The organism is Methanothermobacter sp. CaT2, from assembly GCF_000828575.1.
In the GTDB taxonomy this organism is placed as follows: Archaea; Methanobacteriota; Methanobacteria; order Methanobacteriales; family Methanothermobacteraceae; genus Methanothermobacter.
In genome coordinates this window covers 777,852-792,442 of sequence record NZ_AP011952.1, presented here as the reverse complement: position 1 = coordinate 792,442, position 14,591 = coordinate 777,852, and the positions used below count along the sequence as shown (strand labels likewise).

Annotated in this window: 17 protein-coding genes; 8 read left to right on the top strand and 9 right to left on the bottom strand. The window is 49.4% G+C overall.

Annotation, left to right across the window (positions count from 1 at the left end):
- Positions 1-4: 4 nt before the first annotated feature.
- Entirely contained in the window at positions 5-421 is a 417-nt protein-coding gene (locus MTCT_RS04070) for a toprim domain-containing protein (RefSeq protein WP_048175557.1), read from the bottom strand.
- Positions 422-566: 145 nt separating this feature from the next.
- Here MTCT_RS04070 and MTCT_RS04065 point away from each other — a divergent pair, with 145 nt between their 5' ends.
- From MTCT_RS04065 to MTCT_RS04050, 5 genes are all read left to right on the top strand, one after another.
- Positions 567-860 (top strand): DUF211 domain-containing protein, encoded by a 294-nt coding sequence (locus tag MTCT_RS04065; RefSeq protein ID WP_010876522.1) that lies wholly within the window; start codon positions 567-569, stop codon positions 858-860.
- A gap of 4 nt (positions 861-864) precedes the next feature.
- Positions 865-1,527 carry an RraA family protein gene (locus tag MTCT_RS04060; protein WP_048175556.1) on the top strand — a complete coding sequence of 221 codons (663 nt, stop codon included), beginning with the start codon at positions 865-867 and terminating at the stop codon, positions 1,525-1,527.
- A gap of 9 nt (positions 1,528-1,536) precedes the next feature.
- Entirely contained in the window at positions 1,537-2,583 is a 1,047-nt protein-coding gene (locus tag MTCT_RS04055) for a UPF0104 family protein (RefSeq protein WP_048176605.1), read from the top strand.
- Positions 2,584-2,670: 87 nt separating this feature from the next.
- Positions 2,671-2,949, top strand: a complete 279-nt coding sequence (locus MTCT_RS09215) for a Gar1/Naf1 family protein (RefSeq protein WP_084126197.1) — start codon at positions 2,671-2,673, stop codon at positions 2,947-2,949.
- Positions 2,946-3,878 (top strand): transcription initiation factor IIB, encoded by a 933-nt coding sequence (locus tag MTCT_RS04050; protein WP_048176603.1) that lies wholly within the window; start codon positions 2,946-2,948, stop codon positions 3,876-3,878. The genes MTCT_RS09215 and MTCT_RS04050 overlap by 4 nt, the downstream gene beginning before the upstream one ends.
- Positions 3,879-4,044: 166 nt before the next feature.
- Here the strand turns inward: MTCT_RS04050 and MTCT_RS04045 are convergent, their stop codons facing one another.
- Entirely contained in the window at positions 4,045-5,802 is a 1,758-nt protein-coding gene (locus tag MTCT_RS04045) for an MJ1255/VC2487 family glycosyltransferase (protein ID WP_048175555.1), read from the bottom strand.
- A 13-nt stretch (positions 5,803-5,815) separates the two neighbouring features.
- Positions 5,816-6,802 (bottom strand): hypothetical protein, encoded by a 987-nt coding sequence (locus MTCT_RS04040; RefSeq protein WP_048175554.1) that lies wholly within the window; start codon positions 6,800-6,802, stop codon positions 5,816-5,818.
- A 97-nt stretch (positions 6,803-6,899) separates the two neighbouring features.
- Between MTCT_RS04040 and MTCT_RS04035 the strand changes: the two genes are divergently transcribed.
- Entirely contained in the window at positions 6,900-7,679 is a 780-nt protein-coding gene (locus tag MTCT_RS04035; protein WP_048175553.1) for a sulfite exporter TauE/SafE family protein, read from the top strand.
- Positions 7,680-7,803: 124 nt separating this feature from the next.
- A complete protein-coding gene (locus MTCT_RS04030) occupies positions 7,804-8,283 on the top strand; it encodes a DUF308 domain-containing protein (RefSeq protein WP_048175552.1) in 480 nt (159 codons plus the stop codon).
- A gap of 5 nt (positions 8,284-8,288) precedes the next feature.
- On the opposite strand, the gene MTCT_RS04025 is transcribed toward MTCT_RS04030, so the two are convergent.
- A complete protein-coding gene (locus MTCT_RS04025) occupies positions 8,289-8,492 on the bottom strand; it encodes a DUF2116 family Zn-ribbon domain-containing protein (RefSeq protein WP_231855369.1) in 204 nt (67 codons plus the stop codon).
- 34 nt (positions 8,493-8,526) lie between these two features.
- Positions 8,527-9,201: a UMP kinase gene (gene pyrH / locus MTCT_RS04020; RefSeq protein ID WP_048175550.1), complete on the bottom strand. Its 675-nt coding sequence runs from the start codon at positions 9,199-9,201 to the stop codon at positions 8,527-8,529.
- A 153-nt stretch (positions 9,202-9,354) separates the two neighbouring features.
- Here pyrH and prf1 point away from each other — a divergent pair, with 153 nt between their 5' ends.
- On the top strand, positions 9,355-10,578 hold the full coding sequence (prf1, locus tag MTCT_RS04015) for a peptide chain release factor aRF-1 (protein WP_048175549.1): 1,224 nt from the start codon (positions 9,355-9,357) through the stop codon (positions 10,576-10,578).
- Positions 10,579-10,728: 150 nt separating this feature from the next.
- On the opposite strand, the gene MTCT_RS04010 is transcribed toward prf1, so the two are convergent.
- The 4 genes from MTCT_RS04010 to hemC all read right to left on the bottom strand — a co-directional run bounded on the left by MTCT_RS04010 (position 10,729) and on the right by hemC (position 14,477).
- Positions 10,729-11,592: a UbiA family prenyltransferase gene (locus MTCT_RS04010; RefSeq protein WP_048175548.1), complete on the bottom strand. Its 864-nt coding sequence runs from the start codon at positions 11,590-11,592 to the stop codon at positions 10,729-10,731.
- 444 nt (positions 11,593-12,036) lie between these two features.
- Entirely contained in the window at positions 12,037-12,645 is a 609-nt protein-coding gene (locus MTCT_RS04005) for an orotate phosphoribosyltransferase-like protein (protein WP_048175547.1), read from the bottom strand.
- Between the two features lie 9 nt (positions 12,646-12,654).
- The gene (locus tag MTCT_RS04000; protein WP_048175546.1) at positions 12,655-13,611 is read right to left on the bottom strand and encodes a Gfo/Idh/MocA family protein; all 957 of its coding nucleotides are present in this window, start codon (positions 13,609-13,611) and stop codon (positions 12,655-12,657) included.
- Positions 13,608-14,477 carry a hydroxymethylbilane synthase gene (hemC, locus tag MTCT_RS03995; protein ID WP_084126193.1) on the bottom strand — a complete coding sequence of 290 codons (870 nt, stop codon included), beginning with the start codon at positions 14,475-14,477 and terminating at the stop codon, positions 13,608-13,610. Before hemC ends, MTCT_RS04000 begins: the two co-directional genes overlap by 4 nt.
- Between the last annotated feature and the right edge of the window lie 114 nt (positions 14,478-14,591).

Here is a 14,591-nt window from a genome sequence, read left to right as displayed (position 1 = left end):
GCATTCAGATATTATCAAGGGGGTATGGGCACACCTCCAGCTTCAGCCTTTCAATGTATGAAGGGAGGCTCTGTATATCCTTGATGTATCTCCGTGTCATCCCCATGAGTCTGCGCCGTATCCTGAGGTCTGGATCTGCTCCAAGACTTTGCATGTCCATGTAGAGTCTTTTTGCAAGTTCACTGCCCTTCCTGTCAAAATCTGTGAGTATTATGGCCCTCGATGCCCTAGATGCCTTGAGGGCAATTTCCGAAAGGCTCAGTCTGGAGCCTGAGACCTTTATGAAGGGGCCGTTGACGCCCAGCTCCCGCAGGGCTTCTTCATCCTTACGTCCCTCAATCAGTATGGGTATTCCCTGTTCTCCCTGATATTTAAGTTCCTCTAACTCATCGGTTATCTGCTGAAGCTTAATAAGAGACATATGTAGCCCTTTAATAACTTGATAATATCTATATCTTATATGACGATACTGATATATAAAATAATCAGAGACGTGTTTCTGGGCTATATTTAAATATTCATTTTATCATAATACTATATCATTTTAACAGATTCATGGAGGAAAGATGGTGGCTAAGGGCCTTATTAGAATCGTTCTGGATATACTGAAACCCCACGAACCCATAATACCTGAATATGCAAAGTATCTGAGTGAACTGAGGGGTGTTGAGGGAGTTAACATCACCCTCATGGAGATAGACAAGGAAACCGAGAACATCAAGGTGACCATCCAGGGAAACGACCTGGATTTCGATGAGATAACAAGGGCAATAGAGAGTTATGGTGGTTCCATCCACAGTGTTGATGAAGTTGTAGCCGGAAGGACCATGGTCGAAGAGGTCACAACTCCCCAGGATTGATTGGATGGCAAGGAGAGGTATGAAACCAATTGATCGTCTCAGGAGGCTCAGCTCACCCGCGGATCCTGTAGGGCTTCTATCGGGGATATCGGCGCCCCAGATCTCAGATGCCCTCAAGAGTGTGACAGGTGAGGTGGGTGTGATACCCTCAATAAAACCCATGAACAACCTCCGTGTCTGTGGCAGAGTGGTCACAGCCAGGACATCCCAGCACGACTGGGGAACATCAGTCATGGCCATTGATGCTGCATCACCTGGGGAAATTATTTTTATAGGTGCTGACGGTGATGAGAGGGCAGTGTGGGGTGAACTCACCTCAAAAACCGCCCTGAAGAAGGGTATCGCAGGGGTCGTTATTTACGGGTCCTGCAGGGATGTTGACGCCATCCTTGAACTTGATTTTCCTGTATTCTCACGTGACTATGTTCCCTGTGCAGGAGAACCTCGAGCCGAGGGTCAGCTCAATGTAGAACTTGAGTGTGATGGTGTCCTGGTTAAAAATGGTGACCTGCTCCTTGGTGATGAATCCGGGGTGGTTGTGGTGCCATCTGAGGTTACAGGAGAGGTCGTCAGGGCCGCCCTGAAGGTAAAGGAGAAGGAGTACTCGATAGTGGAGGGTGTTGAAGGCGGAATTTCCCTTTCAGAAATCCTCGGCCTTCGGAAGTAGTTGGTTTCAATGGGAGAGAGCAGCGTCTTTGATTACATCGGAGAGAACAGAAGGACCATCCTTCTCTCATTCGTTGCGGTTGCTGTTGTAATATTCTTTATAGGTTTCTTTGCAGGTTTCAGTGATATTCTGAGGGCACTTGAGGAGACCAGCCCCTACTTCCTTGCAATCAATTTCATCCTGGAGGCCATCATACTTGTCCTGTGGACCCTGAGGTGGAGGCTCATTCTGGATGTGGTTGATGATGCTCCCTCCTTTACGAGGCTCATGATGCTTCTTTTTACCAGCATATTTGGGAATAACATAACGCCGGGGGCTGCCGGTGGTGAGCCACTGCGGGCCTACCTTCTGCGTGAGGTTGAGGGCACACCCTTTGAGATCGGTTTCGCATCATCCACAGCAGACAGGGTCTTTGAGTTCATACCCTTTGCTCTGATCTCCATTCTCTCTGCGGTGCTCATAATGACCTGGGAGATATCCATCTGGACCAGGATAGTTGTGAGCGTTCTGATCCTTGTGACCATTGCAGGGTTCTCCCTGGCGGTCTATGCAGGTATGAACAAAAAAATAGCCCAGAAGATAGCCCTTTCTTTAACAGGGAGACTGGTTTCATGGTTATCAAGGTTTAGGGAAGGTAACATCAGTTTTTCTGGGATACACGAGAAGGTCATATTCTATATAAATCGATTCAATGATGGGTTCTCAACCGCAATAACCGACAGGAGGGTCTTTGTTATTGGATTCTTCATATCACTGGGGATGTGGGCCCTTGATGTCTGCCGGCTCTATGTCTGCTTCCTGGCTGTGGGTGTCTCACCACCTGTGGTTCCACTCATAATAATCTACACAGTTGGGATCCTCATATCCCTTCTTCCGCTTCTGCCAGGGTCCCTTGGGTTGAGAGAGGGGATACTCGTGGGTCTATTTGCTGTTGCAGGGATAGGTGCAGACTATGTCATGGCAGCCAGTGTTGTTGATAGGCTCGCAAGTTATATTGCACCGACACTGATAGGTCTCATTGCAGCAGTCTACTATGGAAGACAGATGACAGCATGACCCCATGGCTTTGATTTTATATAAAATTATCGAAACATTTATATACTAGTAGTTAGAGAATACAGTATATAAAATTTTCGGTGAATTATGAAGGCTTTAGGGAATATTTCACATGTCTCCAACAAGGGAAGGATCATAGCACGTTCAGATAGAACACCGCAGCTTGGAGCACCTGTTTTTACTTCTGATGGGAAAAGGATAGGAAAAGTGCACGATATCTTTGGACCTACACGGAATCCATACATATCCATCAAACCACTTCGTGCAGTAAATCCTGAAAAGTTTGAGAACCGAGTTGGAGAGACTTTATACGTGGGTATAAAGAATGTGAAAAAATGGGGGCGAAGGAAACGAAGGAGAAAATGAGGTCTGATGTTTCTGAAATAGAGAAGGAAACAAAATGCCCTGAGTGCGGCTCCGATGACCTTAGGGGCGACTACGAGAGGGCTGAAATAGTCTGTGGAAAGTGTGGTCTTGTCATAGACGATAACCTGGTTGATATGGGTCCAGAGTGGAGGGCCTTTGACCACGAACAGAGGGATAAGAGGACAAGGGTAGGTGCACCCATAACCTACACCATACACGACAAGGGTCTATCAACAATGATAGACTGGAGAAACAAGGACATATATGGAAGGGACATACCTGCAAGGAACAGGGCCCAGTGGTACCGTCTGAGGAAGTGGCAGAGAAAGATAAGGATATCAGGAGCCACCGAGAGGAACCTTGCATTTGCCCTGAGCGAACTTGACCGTGACTCATCAAGGCTAGGGCTCCCTAGGAGTGTGAGGGAGGCGGCCTCCATGGTATACAGGAGAGCCGTTGAGAACAAACTCATCAGGGGAAGGAGCATTGAGGGAGTGGTTGCAGCATCACTCTACGCCGCATGCAGGAAATGCAACGTTCCAAGGACCCTTGACGAGATTGCAGAGGTTTCAAGGGTGAGCAAGAAGGAGGTTGGAAGGACCTACAGGTTCCTCACAAGGGAACTCAACATAAAGTTACCTCCAACATCCCCGGTGGATTACGTACCAAGGTTTGCAAGCGAACTCGGCCTCTCAGGAGAGGTACAGTCCAAGGCCATCGAGATAATTGAGATGGCAATGGAAAACGGCCTCACATCAGGAAGGGGTCCGACGGGTGTTGCAGCAGCGGCCCTCTACATAGCATCGGTCCTCCTCGGGGAACGCAAGACCCAGAGAGACGTTGCAGAGGTTGCAGGTGTAACAGAGGTAACCATAAGGAACAGGTACAAGGAGCTCACAGAGCAGCTTGACCTTGGAGTGACCCTCTAGTTACACATACCTTTTTTCTTGGATAAGTATAGCTGTTTTGCGTGTTAAACACACTTTTTTCTATTATCTGCAAATTTTTTGACCGGCATCTGTTCCTGCCACTTCACTGATTCTTTGATTCTGGAGAGGCCCCGGTTTTCATTTAAATATTTAAAAATAGCGATTTTTAGCATCCCCCGGAGCACTCATCTATTGTCCTCTTAAGGGCTTCTATGATCTCGTTGTTACCACCATCGTAGTCCTCAAGGTTCCTCCTGTAAATATCCAGCCTGCCAAGGAACCTCTCAAGGCTTTCCCTTTCAGTTTCCTCATGGAACTCACCGTAGCCGAGCTTCTCAAGGTAAACTGCATTCAGGATCTGCTCGAACTGCCCCTTCACAGGAACACTGTAGACGGGTTTCCTGAGGTAGAGGGCCTCACTTATAAGGGTGAAGCCTCCATTTGTTATAACCGCCGCTGCAGACTCGAAGTCCCTGAAGAACCGGTCCTCATTGAATCTCCTGAAGGTGAGGTTTCCATCAACACCCTCTCTGTCAAAGCCATAGACAAGGAATTTCCTGTCAATGGACCTGAGAACCTCAAGGAGCTTCCTGTTTGACTGACTGGTCTGGTATACCAGAACATGGTCCCCATAGTATGGTCTGAGACTTCTTATTTCCTCCCTGAGTACAGGGGGATACATGGACACCTTATCCGGGTTTTTAACCTCCGGGAAGAAGTAACTGGTTATCAGATAACGGCGGGGTCTCACAATGAAGGACCTCACAACGGCCTCTGCCTTCACCTTATCCCTGCGGAACCTCTCAGGGTACTCTATACGGCACTGGGTTATCACGTGCATGTTATCGATGCTTATGAGGGGGATGCGGAGCATGTTACTCACAAGACTGGCATAGAACTCAAAGTCAGAGACCACAACATCCGGCCTGAAGTCCCTCGCAGTCCTGTAGAGCAGTTTGAGATTCTCCTTGAGGTCCCGTGGGAAGGTTTTCATGGCCTTCATGAAGGTTTTAACATCATTTACACTGTTATCCTCGTAGACGGTGTTGAACCCATATATCTCATGGACGTTATCGAATTTACTGCTCAGGTACCTATATGCGCGGTCACTTGCAAATATGAGGACTTCATGGTCCTCTGTGAGTTTATCAAGGATCACACCACTGCGTATCGCATGACCCATGCCCTCACCGCAGACAGAGTATAGGACCCTCCTTTTCCTCTTTGAGTGACCGAATTCATAGTCAAGGTCACCTGCACTGACCCTCTTCCCCATGAAGTCATAAATGGTGCTCTTGGTATACTTGAATGCGAGGTTTTTGAGTCCCTCCTTTTCAAGTCTCCTTATGGATACCAGTACCCTGGGTTTCCTGAGGACCCTGAACCTGCTTATCTTCCCTATCCTTTCAATGTAGTCTGTGTCCTCTCCAAAGTCCAGGGATTCATCGAATCCACCCACCCTATCATGGAGTTCCCGGCGTGTCAGTATGCCGTAGCATCCAGCCCCATGGGGTTTTATGGATTCAACCAGTATCATGAATCTGTTGGCAAATTCATGCAGTATCTTGTCGCGCCTCCTGGTTGATATGGGTATCATCTGGGTTATTGCGATTCCAAGGTCCTCTGATTCAAACTCCTCAACAGCATCCCTGAGGTAGCCGTCGGTGAGGACAAGGTCAGCGTCCAGGAACAGCAGCAGCTCGCCCCTGGCAGCAGCAGCTCCCCTGTTTCTTCCCACCGCGGGCATACCCCCATCAACAACCCTGCAACCATATTCTTCCGCTATCTTTCTCGTGTTATCATCGGAGTTTGCATCTGCGACTATAACCTCATAATCCTTGAAGTCCTGCTTCTTTATGCTTTCAAGGAGTCCTGGAAGATATTCCTCCTCGTTGTATGCTGGTATGATTATGCTGAGCTTCATTCCCTGTTCCTCCCTAGAAGAATGAATAGAAGTTCCATGTCATGAAGAAACCATGGCACCTGCCATCAAGGCGACGTGTGAGTTTATCCAGGAGTTCCATTTCGTTCTGGTCTGATGAGAGCTTTAGGATGATTCTATCACCCATATTCTCCTCTGAGAGGACATGCAGTCCCTCAAGGTCGGGGCTGCCTGATGGGTCGAGGATGGTGACCTCATAGTACTCCGGGACTGATCCAAGGATCCCCAGGAGTATGCGCACGGCTATGAGCCCTGCTATTATGATGGTGGGGACCTTGAGGTTGCCAGGCCTGAAGGGAACCCTGAGGGCGCTCATGCCGAGAATACCTGATAGACCTGTAAGTGCGGGGGTTGAGAACAGTCCACCATCTATTATCCCTATTATGGTCGTGGCTATGGCGAATATCACTATTGCAACGTGGAAGTCCCGCCGGGCACCTGTTGAAAGGAGGCCCATGAGATAGATCACCGGGATCACCGTGAGGGTCATGGGTAGGAGGAAGGGGATGTAACCTGCCAGGGAAGAACCGGTATGGATCCCTGATGATGCCGGAACAATGAGACCCGTCAGGGGACTCAAACTGGCCTTGAAGACGTGTGAGTGGGTTATACTGGTCGATGCTGGCGGATCCATTGATATGAATGTTGTGAATGGGGATACACCCATTCTGAGGCGTATAAGTATCTCAACTCCAATCCCTGTGAGGTACGTGATGAAGGCCAGAAGGGCTGCGATGTGGAGGTAGGTGTTCTTATCAAGGTGTGCAAGTCTCCCCAGCAACCCGTCCTCCCTGAAGAGGGGTGCCAGGAGGAACATGCTACCCATGACGGTGAAGAATATCACGTCCTTACCCTCTGATGAGCCCATGAGGAACACGTGTGTGATGGGTGTTATGATGTGATCCAGCAGGTCTGTCACCAGGAGCGTGACCGCCACCCCAATGAAGACTATGCCTGCTGCCATGAACCTCTCTGATCTCAAATTTATTCACCCAGAAGAAATTTAATAACTAACAGGGTGAGATATGGAACTTTCCACTTATAAATTATAGGGGTATAAAGGGGACAGGGGATTGTTTATGGATCCATTGATCTATGTGCTGGCACTTCTATTCACAGGACTTCTGGTTGGACTTGCAACGGGCCTTCTTGGAGTTGGCGGCGGCTTCATAATAGCCCCGGTGCTATTCTTCCTCATGGAGGCAGGGGGCACACCACCGGATATTGCCATAAGGACGGCCTTCGGCACCAGCCTTGCCATAATACTGCCAACAGCACTGAGCGGAGCCCACTCCCATTACAGGAGGGGGTGTGTTGATCCAGGGACTGGCATCACCATGGGTGTTCTCGGCGCATGCGGTAGCGTGGCAGGGGTTTTCACAGCATCAGCCTCACCTGCAGAGCTCCTAAAAAGAATATTCGGTGTTTTACTCATCCTTGTTTCACTGCAACTCCTCCTATCATCCAGAATTCCGCCTTCAGGGGTTAAGAGGAATGCAGCAGCCCCCCTTGGATTCCTCACAGGTTTCCTCTCAGGCCTCCTGGGTATCGGTGGTGGTGTTGTCCTTGTACCGCTCCTTGTGATGGTCGCGGGCTTTGATGTCCTCGAGGCCGTTGGCACATCCTCCCTTGTAATTGCATTCACGGCTGCATCAGGGACCATCTCCTACATCCTAACAGGTCCCGGGGGTCCATTCACTGTGGGATATGTTAACCTCCTCCAGTTCCTGCTTGTGATTGTTGTGAGCGTCCCAGCATCAAGGCTTGGTGCTCTAATCGCCCACAGGGTTGATGTGAGGTACATAAGGTACATCTTCATAATCCTCTTAATCTGCACGGGTTTGAGGATGCTTCTCTGAGGCTCTGCGTGTAGCTTTTGATGGGCGACTAGGTGTAATGGGTGGATTCTGGGATTTGTCAATGATGAAGAGATTAACAAAAATATATAAAATCAGATGAACATATCCATAGAATGGTGAGATGATGCTGAAAAAATGGATGGGTCTCCTTTCGGTTATTCTGGGTATTGTATTTCTGGTATCACCTGTCTCAGGTGTGACGGCCATAAGCATACTGACGGGCATTGTGCTCTCTGCCCTTGGAGTCTGGATGCTTGCAAATGCAATCAGGGGGCGGAGGTACATGGAGGTGGGTGTGCTCTGGATGGTCTTTGCGGTTATAACACTGGCAGTTGGCCTCATGCTGGCCTTCAGGGTCTTCCTGATAAATCAACTTGCAGGGGCCTGGCTTTACATTACAGGGATCCTTCTCCTGGTGGCTGCAATGCTGATACTCTCAGCAGGCTCCCAGAGTTACCTGAAAAGAAATGCGGGTCTAATGAGCGCCATTTTGGGGGTAATATACATTCTTATTGGCGCACTCTCATTCAACCCGGTGTTTGTGGGTCTGGCTGTGGGCGTGATACTCATAGTTTATGGGGTGGCTGTACTCAGATCCCCATAAACTCTTCACCTTTTAATTGAAAGTACAACCCAGAGCACAATGAAGAGGGCGAATACCAGGTAGAATATTGTCCGTGTCCTCCTGACCCTCTGCTGATTTTTCAGGAGGATCTCCTGACACCTCTCTGAACAGGTCACCTCATCCATGGGTATTGGCGTGCTGCATACAGGGCAGTGCTTGTGTGGTTCAACCATGCTTATTACCTCCATTAAATTTTGATTACAGATAAAAGATACTTTGACGTTATTCTGGGATAACTGTGGTGCCTATCCTGCCATCAATGGCCCTGAGGAGATTCTCCGGGTCGTTACCGTTCACTATCAGGGTCCTTATACCGGACCTTCTTATCATATGCAGGGCTGTGTGGTCAAAGAACTCATAGGTACCTGCCCTCACATCAGAGTCCCTTAGGTGTTCGAGCATCTCACTGGCGGTGATCTCAGGGTAAAACCTGGCTTCAGGGTACCTCTTCGGGTCCCTGTCATAGAATCCATCCACAGAGGTGAGGTTTATCATGAGGTCGGCCCCAACGGTTTCAGCTAGTATGGCCCCGACAGCATCTGTGCTGTGCGCTGGTTCGGTGCCACCCATTACAACTATTCTGCCGGTCGCAGAAACCTCGAGGGCCTCCCTGAAGTTCTCCGGAACCCCAGGGTAGGCGCTATCACCCAGGGCGGTTATCAGGAGCCTGGCATTCAGGCGGGTCACATCTATGCCTATATCATCACACTGGGCCTCCCTGGCTCCCAGTTCCCTGGCAACCCCTATGTAGTCGCGGGCGGGTCTTCCTCCCCCCACAACCACAAATAGTTCATGTTCATCCCTCAGCGAATTCAGGATGTCAGCATAGGCCCTGAACATCTCATGGGAGAATTCACTTATGATGATTGATCCTCCAATGGTAATCACGATTCTCATAACGGTCCACCATAAAATCAGTTGACTCTTCCCTTCGAGTTATGGTTGAATCCATTTATACATTTTTCTCCCACCCTCCAGTAAACTTTATAATTACCCCGCCCCATATACATTTACAGTTTATTTTATCATTTTCATGAGGAGTGATTCATAGTGAGCGAACCATCATCCAAGGAGCTTTTCGAATTCAAGAGGATCCTCCAGGAACTCTCAGACAAGAGGGGCAGGGGGACGGAACTTGTATCGGTATACATACCCCCCGACCGACAGATCAGTGACGTTGCAAAGCATATGAGGGAGGAACTGAGTCAGAGTGCCAACATAAAGAGCAAACAGACGAAGAAGAACGTCCAGTCAGCCATTGAGGTGATAATGCAGAGGCTCAAACTCTTCCCGAAACCACCCGAGAAGGGACTGGTCATGTTCGTTGGCATGGTGCCCAGGGGAGGCCCTGGCACAGAGAAGATGGAGACCTACGTATTCGAGCCCCCGGAACCCATCAAGACATACATATACCACTGCAACTCCGAGTTCTACCTTGAACCGCTGAGGGAGATGCTTGAGGAGAAGGAAACCTATGGCCTGGCTGTCCTTGACAGGAAGGAGGCCACCATCGCAACCCTGAAGGGTAAGAGGATAGACATACTCAAGACACTCACCAGTGGGGTTCCAGGTAAGCACAAGGCCGGTGGACAGTCCCAGAGGAGGTTCGACAGGCTCATAGACCTTGCCGCCCACGAGTTCCTCAAGAGGATAGGGGATCACATGAATGAGGCCTTCCTCCAGATAGATGACCTTAAGGGGATAATCCTCGGAGGACCGGGCCACACAAAGGAGGAGTTCCTCAACGGCGATTACCTTCACCATGAACTCAAGAAGAAGGTCATAACGACTGTGGACACATCCTACACAGGGGAATTCGGTATAAGGGAGGTCATAGACAAGTCAATGGATGTTTTAAGTGAAATAGATGTTATGAGGGAGAAGAAGCTTGTCCAGAGGTTCCTCAGGGAACTCATCAATGAGGATGGTCTCGCCTCCTACGGTGAAAGGGAGGTTAGACAGCACCTCCAGATGGGTGCAGTTGAGATTCTTCTCCTGTCAGAGGACCTTAAGTACCAGAGGGGGACCTATGAGTGCGCATCCTGCGGACACAGGATGGAGAAGACCGGTAAGGACCTCCCTGATACTGAAACCTGTCCCAGCTGCAACGATCAGATGAGGCTCTCAGATAGGCGAGACATGATCGACGACCTCGTTGAGATGGCCGAGGAGGTGGGGACTGAGGTTGAAATCATATCAACCGAGACCGAGGAGGGAATGCAGCTTCTGCGGGCCTTTGGAGGTATAGGGGCGATACTGAGGTACCGCCCCTGATTCTGCACATTTCTGTGATTCAGTACCTTGAATGATCCCCTTTTTCTGTGTCATCACTGTGTGGCACTGTATTCCGTGGGATCCACTGTTACGCGGTGACCTTTAAGTTTTTTTGTTCTTCCTAATGTTCTGATTCTGTGGGATCCACCTTCAGGAGATGACCCCCACGGCAAGCAGGAGGTGAAGGGGTCCCTCGAGGTCCGCTATGAGGGTCGCTGTCCTTATATCCATGAAGGGTTTCAGGTGCAGGTAAAGGGCGGTGTACACTGAGAGGATCACCGCAACCACGCCTATGAAGGGGATGATCCCTGTGAGAACCCCAAGGCTGAGGATGGTAGCTCCAAGTGCATTGATGAGCTGCAGGATCATCAGGCTGTTCTCACCGAAGACTACCGGGAGGGTTTTGAGGCCCTTCAGGGAATCCGATTCAACGTCCTTGTAGTCGCTGAAGGCTGTGTTCACATACACCTTGAGGAACATGAAGATGAAGACCAGGGCCTGTGCAGGGTGGGATCCGCCCATTGCAGGTATGGTTGTCCATGAACTCCATATAAGGCCCAGGTAGATGTTCTTGAACCCTGTCATGTACCTTGTGAGACCCTTGAAGAATCCTGCGTACATGATCCCCATAATGAAGAGTGCGGCTGTGAGGGCCATGATCAGCGGATCCATACAGATCAGTAGCAGCGCCAGAAGGGCTCCTGCATAGGCTGCCAGCAGCCATTTACCCCATCTACGATTGAATTCTGACCTATCAGAGTTCGTCAGGGAGTCCACATCGAGGTCAGCAAGGTAGTCATAGGCGTAGACTGTAAGGGGCAGCATGAAGGATACCCCGCAGCTTAGGGGGCTGCAGTGGCTTTCAAGGAGAACTGATGATGCCACAAGGAGTGATGGCCCCCACAGCGCCGGGAGAAACCCCCCATGGATTAAAAGGTTTTTCAGGGCAAAAAAGAGTTCCCTTAAAAATGTCGCGTTTTTCAGAGATCCGGTTTCATATAGATGGACTGACATAGTATTAACTATGTGGGCATGAAAACTTACCACTATCCATATAATTTAGAAAAAATATTCCAGCTTGAAGGGGATTTGATGATTAATTTTTCAGTTCATGGCCCTGAGGTTCTGAATGGGCATCGATTATGCGGATAAAAAGGTGATCTCCCTCGAGGCATGCTGAAACCCTTATCTGACAATTATGAGATTAAGTAGGGGGAAAAATCAGTGCTGGAGGTTATATCCACACTTTAAATGGAAAATTAGATATGCAAAAAAATTCTGTGAGATAAGAGGTGGGGTGATGAAGTGAACTCCTCAGCCGAGTCTCCTCACCCTTATGAGTGACTCAACAGGCACACCGTCAACCTCTGCGATGAAGTGAACTCCTCAGCCGAGTCTCCTCACCCTTATGAGTGACTCAACAGGCACACCGTCAACCTCTGCGATGAAGTGAACTCCTCAGCCGAGTCTCCTCACCCTTATGAGTGACTCAACAGGCACACCGTCAACCTCTGATATGCCCTTCTTGTCTATTAGGACCGTGACGGCTATGGGCTTCGCTCCCTGATTCTTGAGGACCTCAACCACCTCAGCTATGGTTCGGCCGCTTGTTATGACGTCATCAACAACAACGACCCTCTTACCCTTGACCTTTGCAAAGTTACTGCTTATGGCTCCCTCTGCACCCTCATCCTTCCTGTGCTTTACAGGGTGAAAAACTGCAAGTGAGGTTTCCAGTCCAGTTTCAGCACCCATAACATCGGCCATCAGCGTTGCGAAGGGAACACCGCTTATGGCGATGCCAAGAACAACATCTGCAACACCATACTTGAGGGCCATGTCTGCCATGGCAGCTGAAACATACCTCATACGGGATGAACTGCCCCCCAGGCTCTCCCAGTTGATTGCAAAATCCACAGGGGCCTCCTTACTGGAAACAGAGGTTGTTGTCTGAAGTGTAAGCCACCTTGCAGTGTCCTTTGACACGTTCAGTTCATCTGCAATTTCCCCTGTGGTAAATCCTCTGCTCCTGAGCTCCTGGGCCTTCCTTATAAGTTCATTTTCCATACAAGCACCTCAAATGTCACCATTAACCTTCACGGGCCTGTGATCCCTCGCAGACTTCATGGCTGCAAGCACAGTCCTGAGGGCGTATATACCATCCTCACCTGTTATTTCAGGCTCCTCATCATTTATAACAGACATGAGGAATGATTTGATTTCATTCTTCAGGGGTTCCTCATGTTTTATATCCACGTCCTGGGCGAACTTACCATAGACATCCAGTCTCTGGTCTATATAGTCAACGTTGATTATACCATCAGTCCCTGTGATGGCCAGCTTCCTCCTCTTGTAGGGTGTGAGCCAGTTAACCTCGAGTATCCCGGTGATTCCGCTTTTGAATTTTGTCATTATCTCGGCATGGTCCTCGTACTCACACTTCTCTAGTATGCTCTCCATAACAGCGTAGACCTCTGCAACGGGTTCACTGAAGAGGTAGTGCATCACATCGAGGTCGTGTATGGCAAGGTCGATGGTTACCCCAACATCCTTTATCCTTGGAGGGAACGGTCCGACCCTCTTTGCTGATGCAGAGACCACGTCACCTATCACATCATTCTCAATGAGTTCCCTGGCCTTCTGGACGGCGGGGTTGAACCTTTCAACATGGCCGGTACCCAGCTTCAGACCCCTTTTGCGCGCCGTCTTCACCATCTCCTCTGCCTCCTCGAGGGTGAATGCGATGGGTTTCTCAACGAGAACGTGCTTGTCATGTTCAAGGGCATCCATGACCACTCTGTAATGGTGGGTGGTTGGCACGCATACACTGACGACCTCTATCTCGGGTATCTCCAGGAGGTTCTCATAGTCCACGTATCCAACGGTGTCATACTTGTTGGCGACCTTCTGAAGCGTTCCCTTCATGATGTCTGACACAGCCATAAGATTTGCATTTTTAAGTCTGTAGTAAACTCTGGCATGGTTGTAACCCATGGCTCCAACGCCGATTACACCCACATTTATCTGTCTCAAATATAATCCTCCATTTCTTTGGCGGCTTTTTTACCTATATCCTCTGCTTCAGCAAGAGACCCCTTAGCGGTTACCTTCCTGAGCATCTCACCTTCTCTGGTTAGAAGTACAGCGTAGAGGGTCAGCTGGTTTCCAGTGGCCCTTCCTATGACACCGAGGGGGCACTGGCAACCTGCACCGAGCTCCCTGAGGAGTGTCTTCTCAGCTGTGACCTCCTGCCGGGATGGATGGTGGGTTATCCTCTCTATGGAGCTCCTCAATTCACTGTCAGCCCTTGTCACAACCGCGAGGGCTCCCTGACCGGCGGCAGGTGTGAAGTATTCCAGTGGGAACCTTCTTTTAATGTACTCTTCAAGTCCAAGACGTTTCAGCCCTGCCTCGGCCATTATGGTTGCATGGACCTCTCCATCCATAACCTTCCGTATCCTTGTATCTATGTTTCCTCTTAGGGGCTCCATCTTAAAATTTTTTTGGTGATGGTTGCAGAATGCTTCCCTTCGTAGACTGCTGGTTCCAATCCTGGAACCGGGGGGGAGCTCGTCCCAGTCAAGGCGGGATACAAGGACCTCTGCAGGTGATTCCCTGGGCGGCACGGCTGCAATCGCAAGGTCAGGGTCCAGGTCACTGGGGACATCCTTCAGGCTGTGGACTGCAAGGTCCACCTCCTCGTTAAGGACTGCGATGTCGAGTTCCCTTGTGAATAGACCCCTGGAGTCCATGCTGTAGAGCTGGGAATCCCTTATCCTGTCGCCCTTTGTCTTTATGATCCTCTTCTCGATTTTCTCTTCGCAGACTTCACTGAGCATCTCGATGACATGGTTCGTCTGGACAAGCGCCAGGCGACTCCCCCTTGTTCCAGCTATCAACGAATCATCTCCAGTAAACGTTAATCACTTGAGAAATTTATTGTATCCTATTATATAACTTTTCAAAAACTCCGGTTTATTAAAAATCATGTAATTATGACTACCATCAACTTT

Bases quoted from the DNA above. Each gene is read 5' to 3' on its own strand.
- MTCT_RS04035 (WP_048175553.1), top strand. From the start codon at position 6,900: ATGGATCCATTGATCTATGTGCTGGCACTTCTATTCACAGGACTTCTG.
- MTCT_RS09215 (WP_084126197.1), top strand. From the start codon at position 2,671: ATGAAGGCTTTAGGGAATATTTCACATGTCTCCAACAAGGGAAGGATC.
- MTCT_RS04005 (WP_048175547.1), bottom strand. From the start codon at position 12,645: ATGGAAAATGAACTTATAAGGAAGGCCCAGGAGCTCAGGAGCAGAGGA.
- MTCT_RS04025 (WP_231855369.1), bottom strand. From the start codon at position 8,492: ATGGAGGTAATAAGCATGGTTGAACCACACAAGCACTGCCCTGTATGC.
- MTCT_RS04060 (WP_048175556.1), top strand. From the start codon at position 865: ATGGCAAGGAGAGGTATGAAACCAATTGATCGTCTCAGGAGGCTCAGC.
- MTCT_RS04010 (WP_048175548.1), bottom strand. From the start codon at position 11,592: ATGTCAGTCCATCTATATGAAACCGGATCTCTGAAAAACGCGACATTT.
- pyrH (WP_048175550.1), bottom strand. From the start codon at position 9,201: ATGAGAATCGTGATTACCATTGGAGGATCAATCATCATAAGTGAATTC.
- MTCT_RS04045 (WP_048175555.1), bottom strand. From the start codon at position 5,802: ATGAAGCTCAGCATAATCATACCAGCATACAACGAGGAGGAATATCTT.
- MTCT_RS04065 (WP_010876522.1), top strand. From the start codon at position 567: ATGGTGGCTAAGGGCCTTATTAGAATCGTTCTGGATATACTGAAACCC.
- MTCT_RS04030 (WP_048175552.1), top strand. From the start codon at position 7,804: ATGCTGAAAAAATGGATGGGTCTCCTTTCGGTTATTCTGGGTATTGTA.
- MTCT_RS04070 (WP_048175557.1), bottom strand. From the start codon at position 421: ATGTCTCTTATTAAGCTTCAGCAGATAACCGATGAGTTAGAGGAACTT.
- MTCT_RS04055 (WP_048176605.1), top strand. From the start codon at position 1,537: ATGGGAGAGAGCAGCGTCTTTGATTACATCGGAGAGAACAGAAGGACC.
- MTCT_RS04050 (WP_048176603.1), top strand. From the start codon at position 2,946: ATGAGGTCTGATGTTTCTGAAATAGAGAAGGAAACAAAATGCCCTGAG.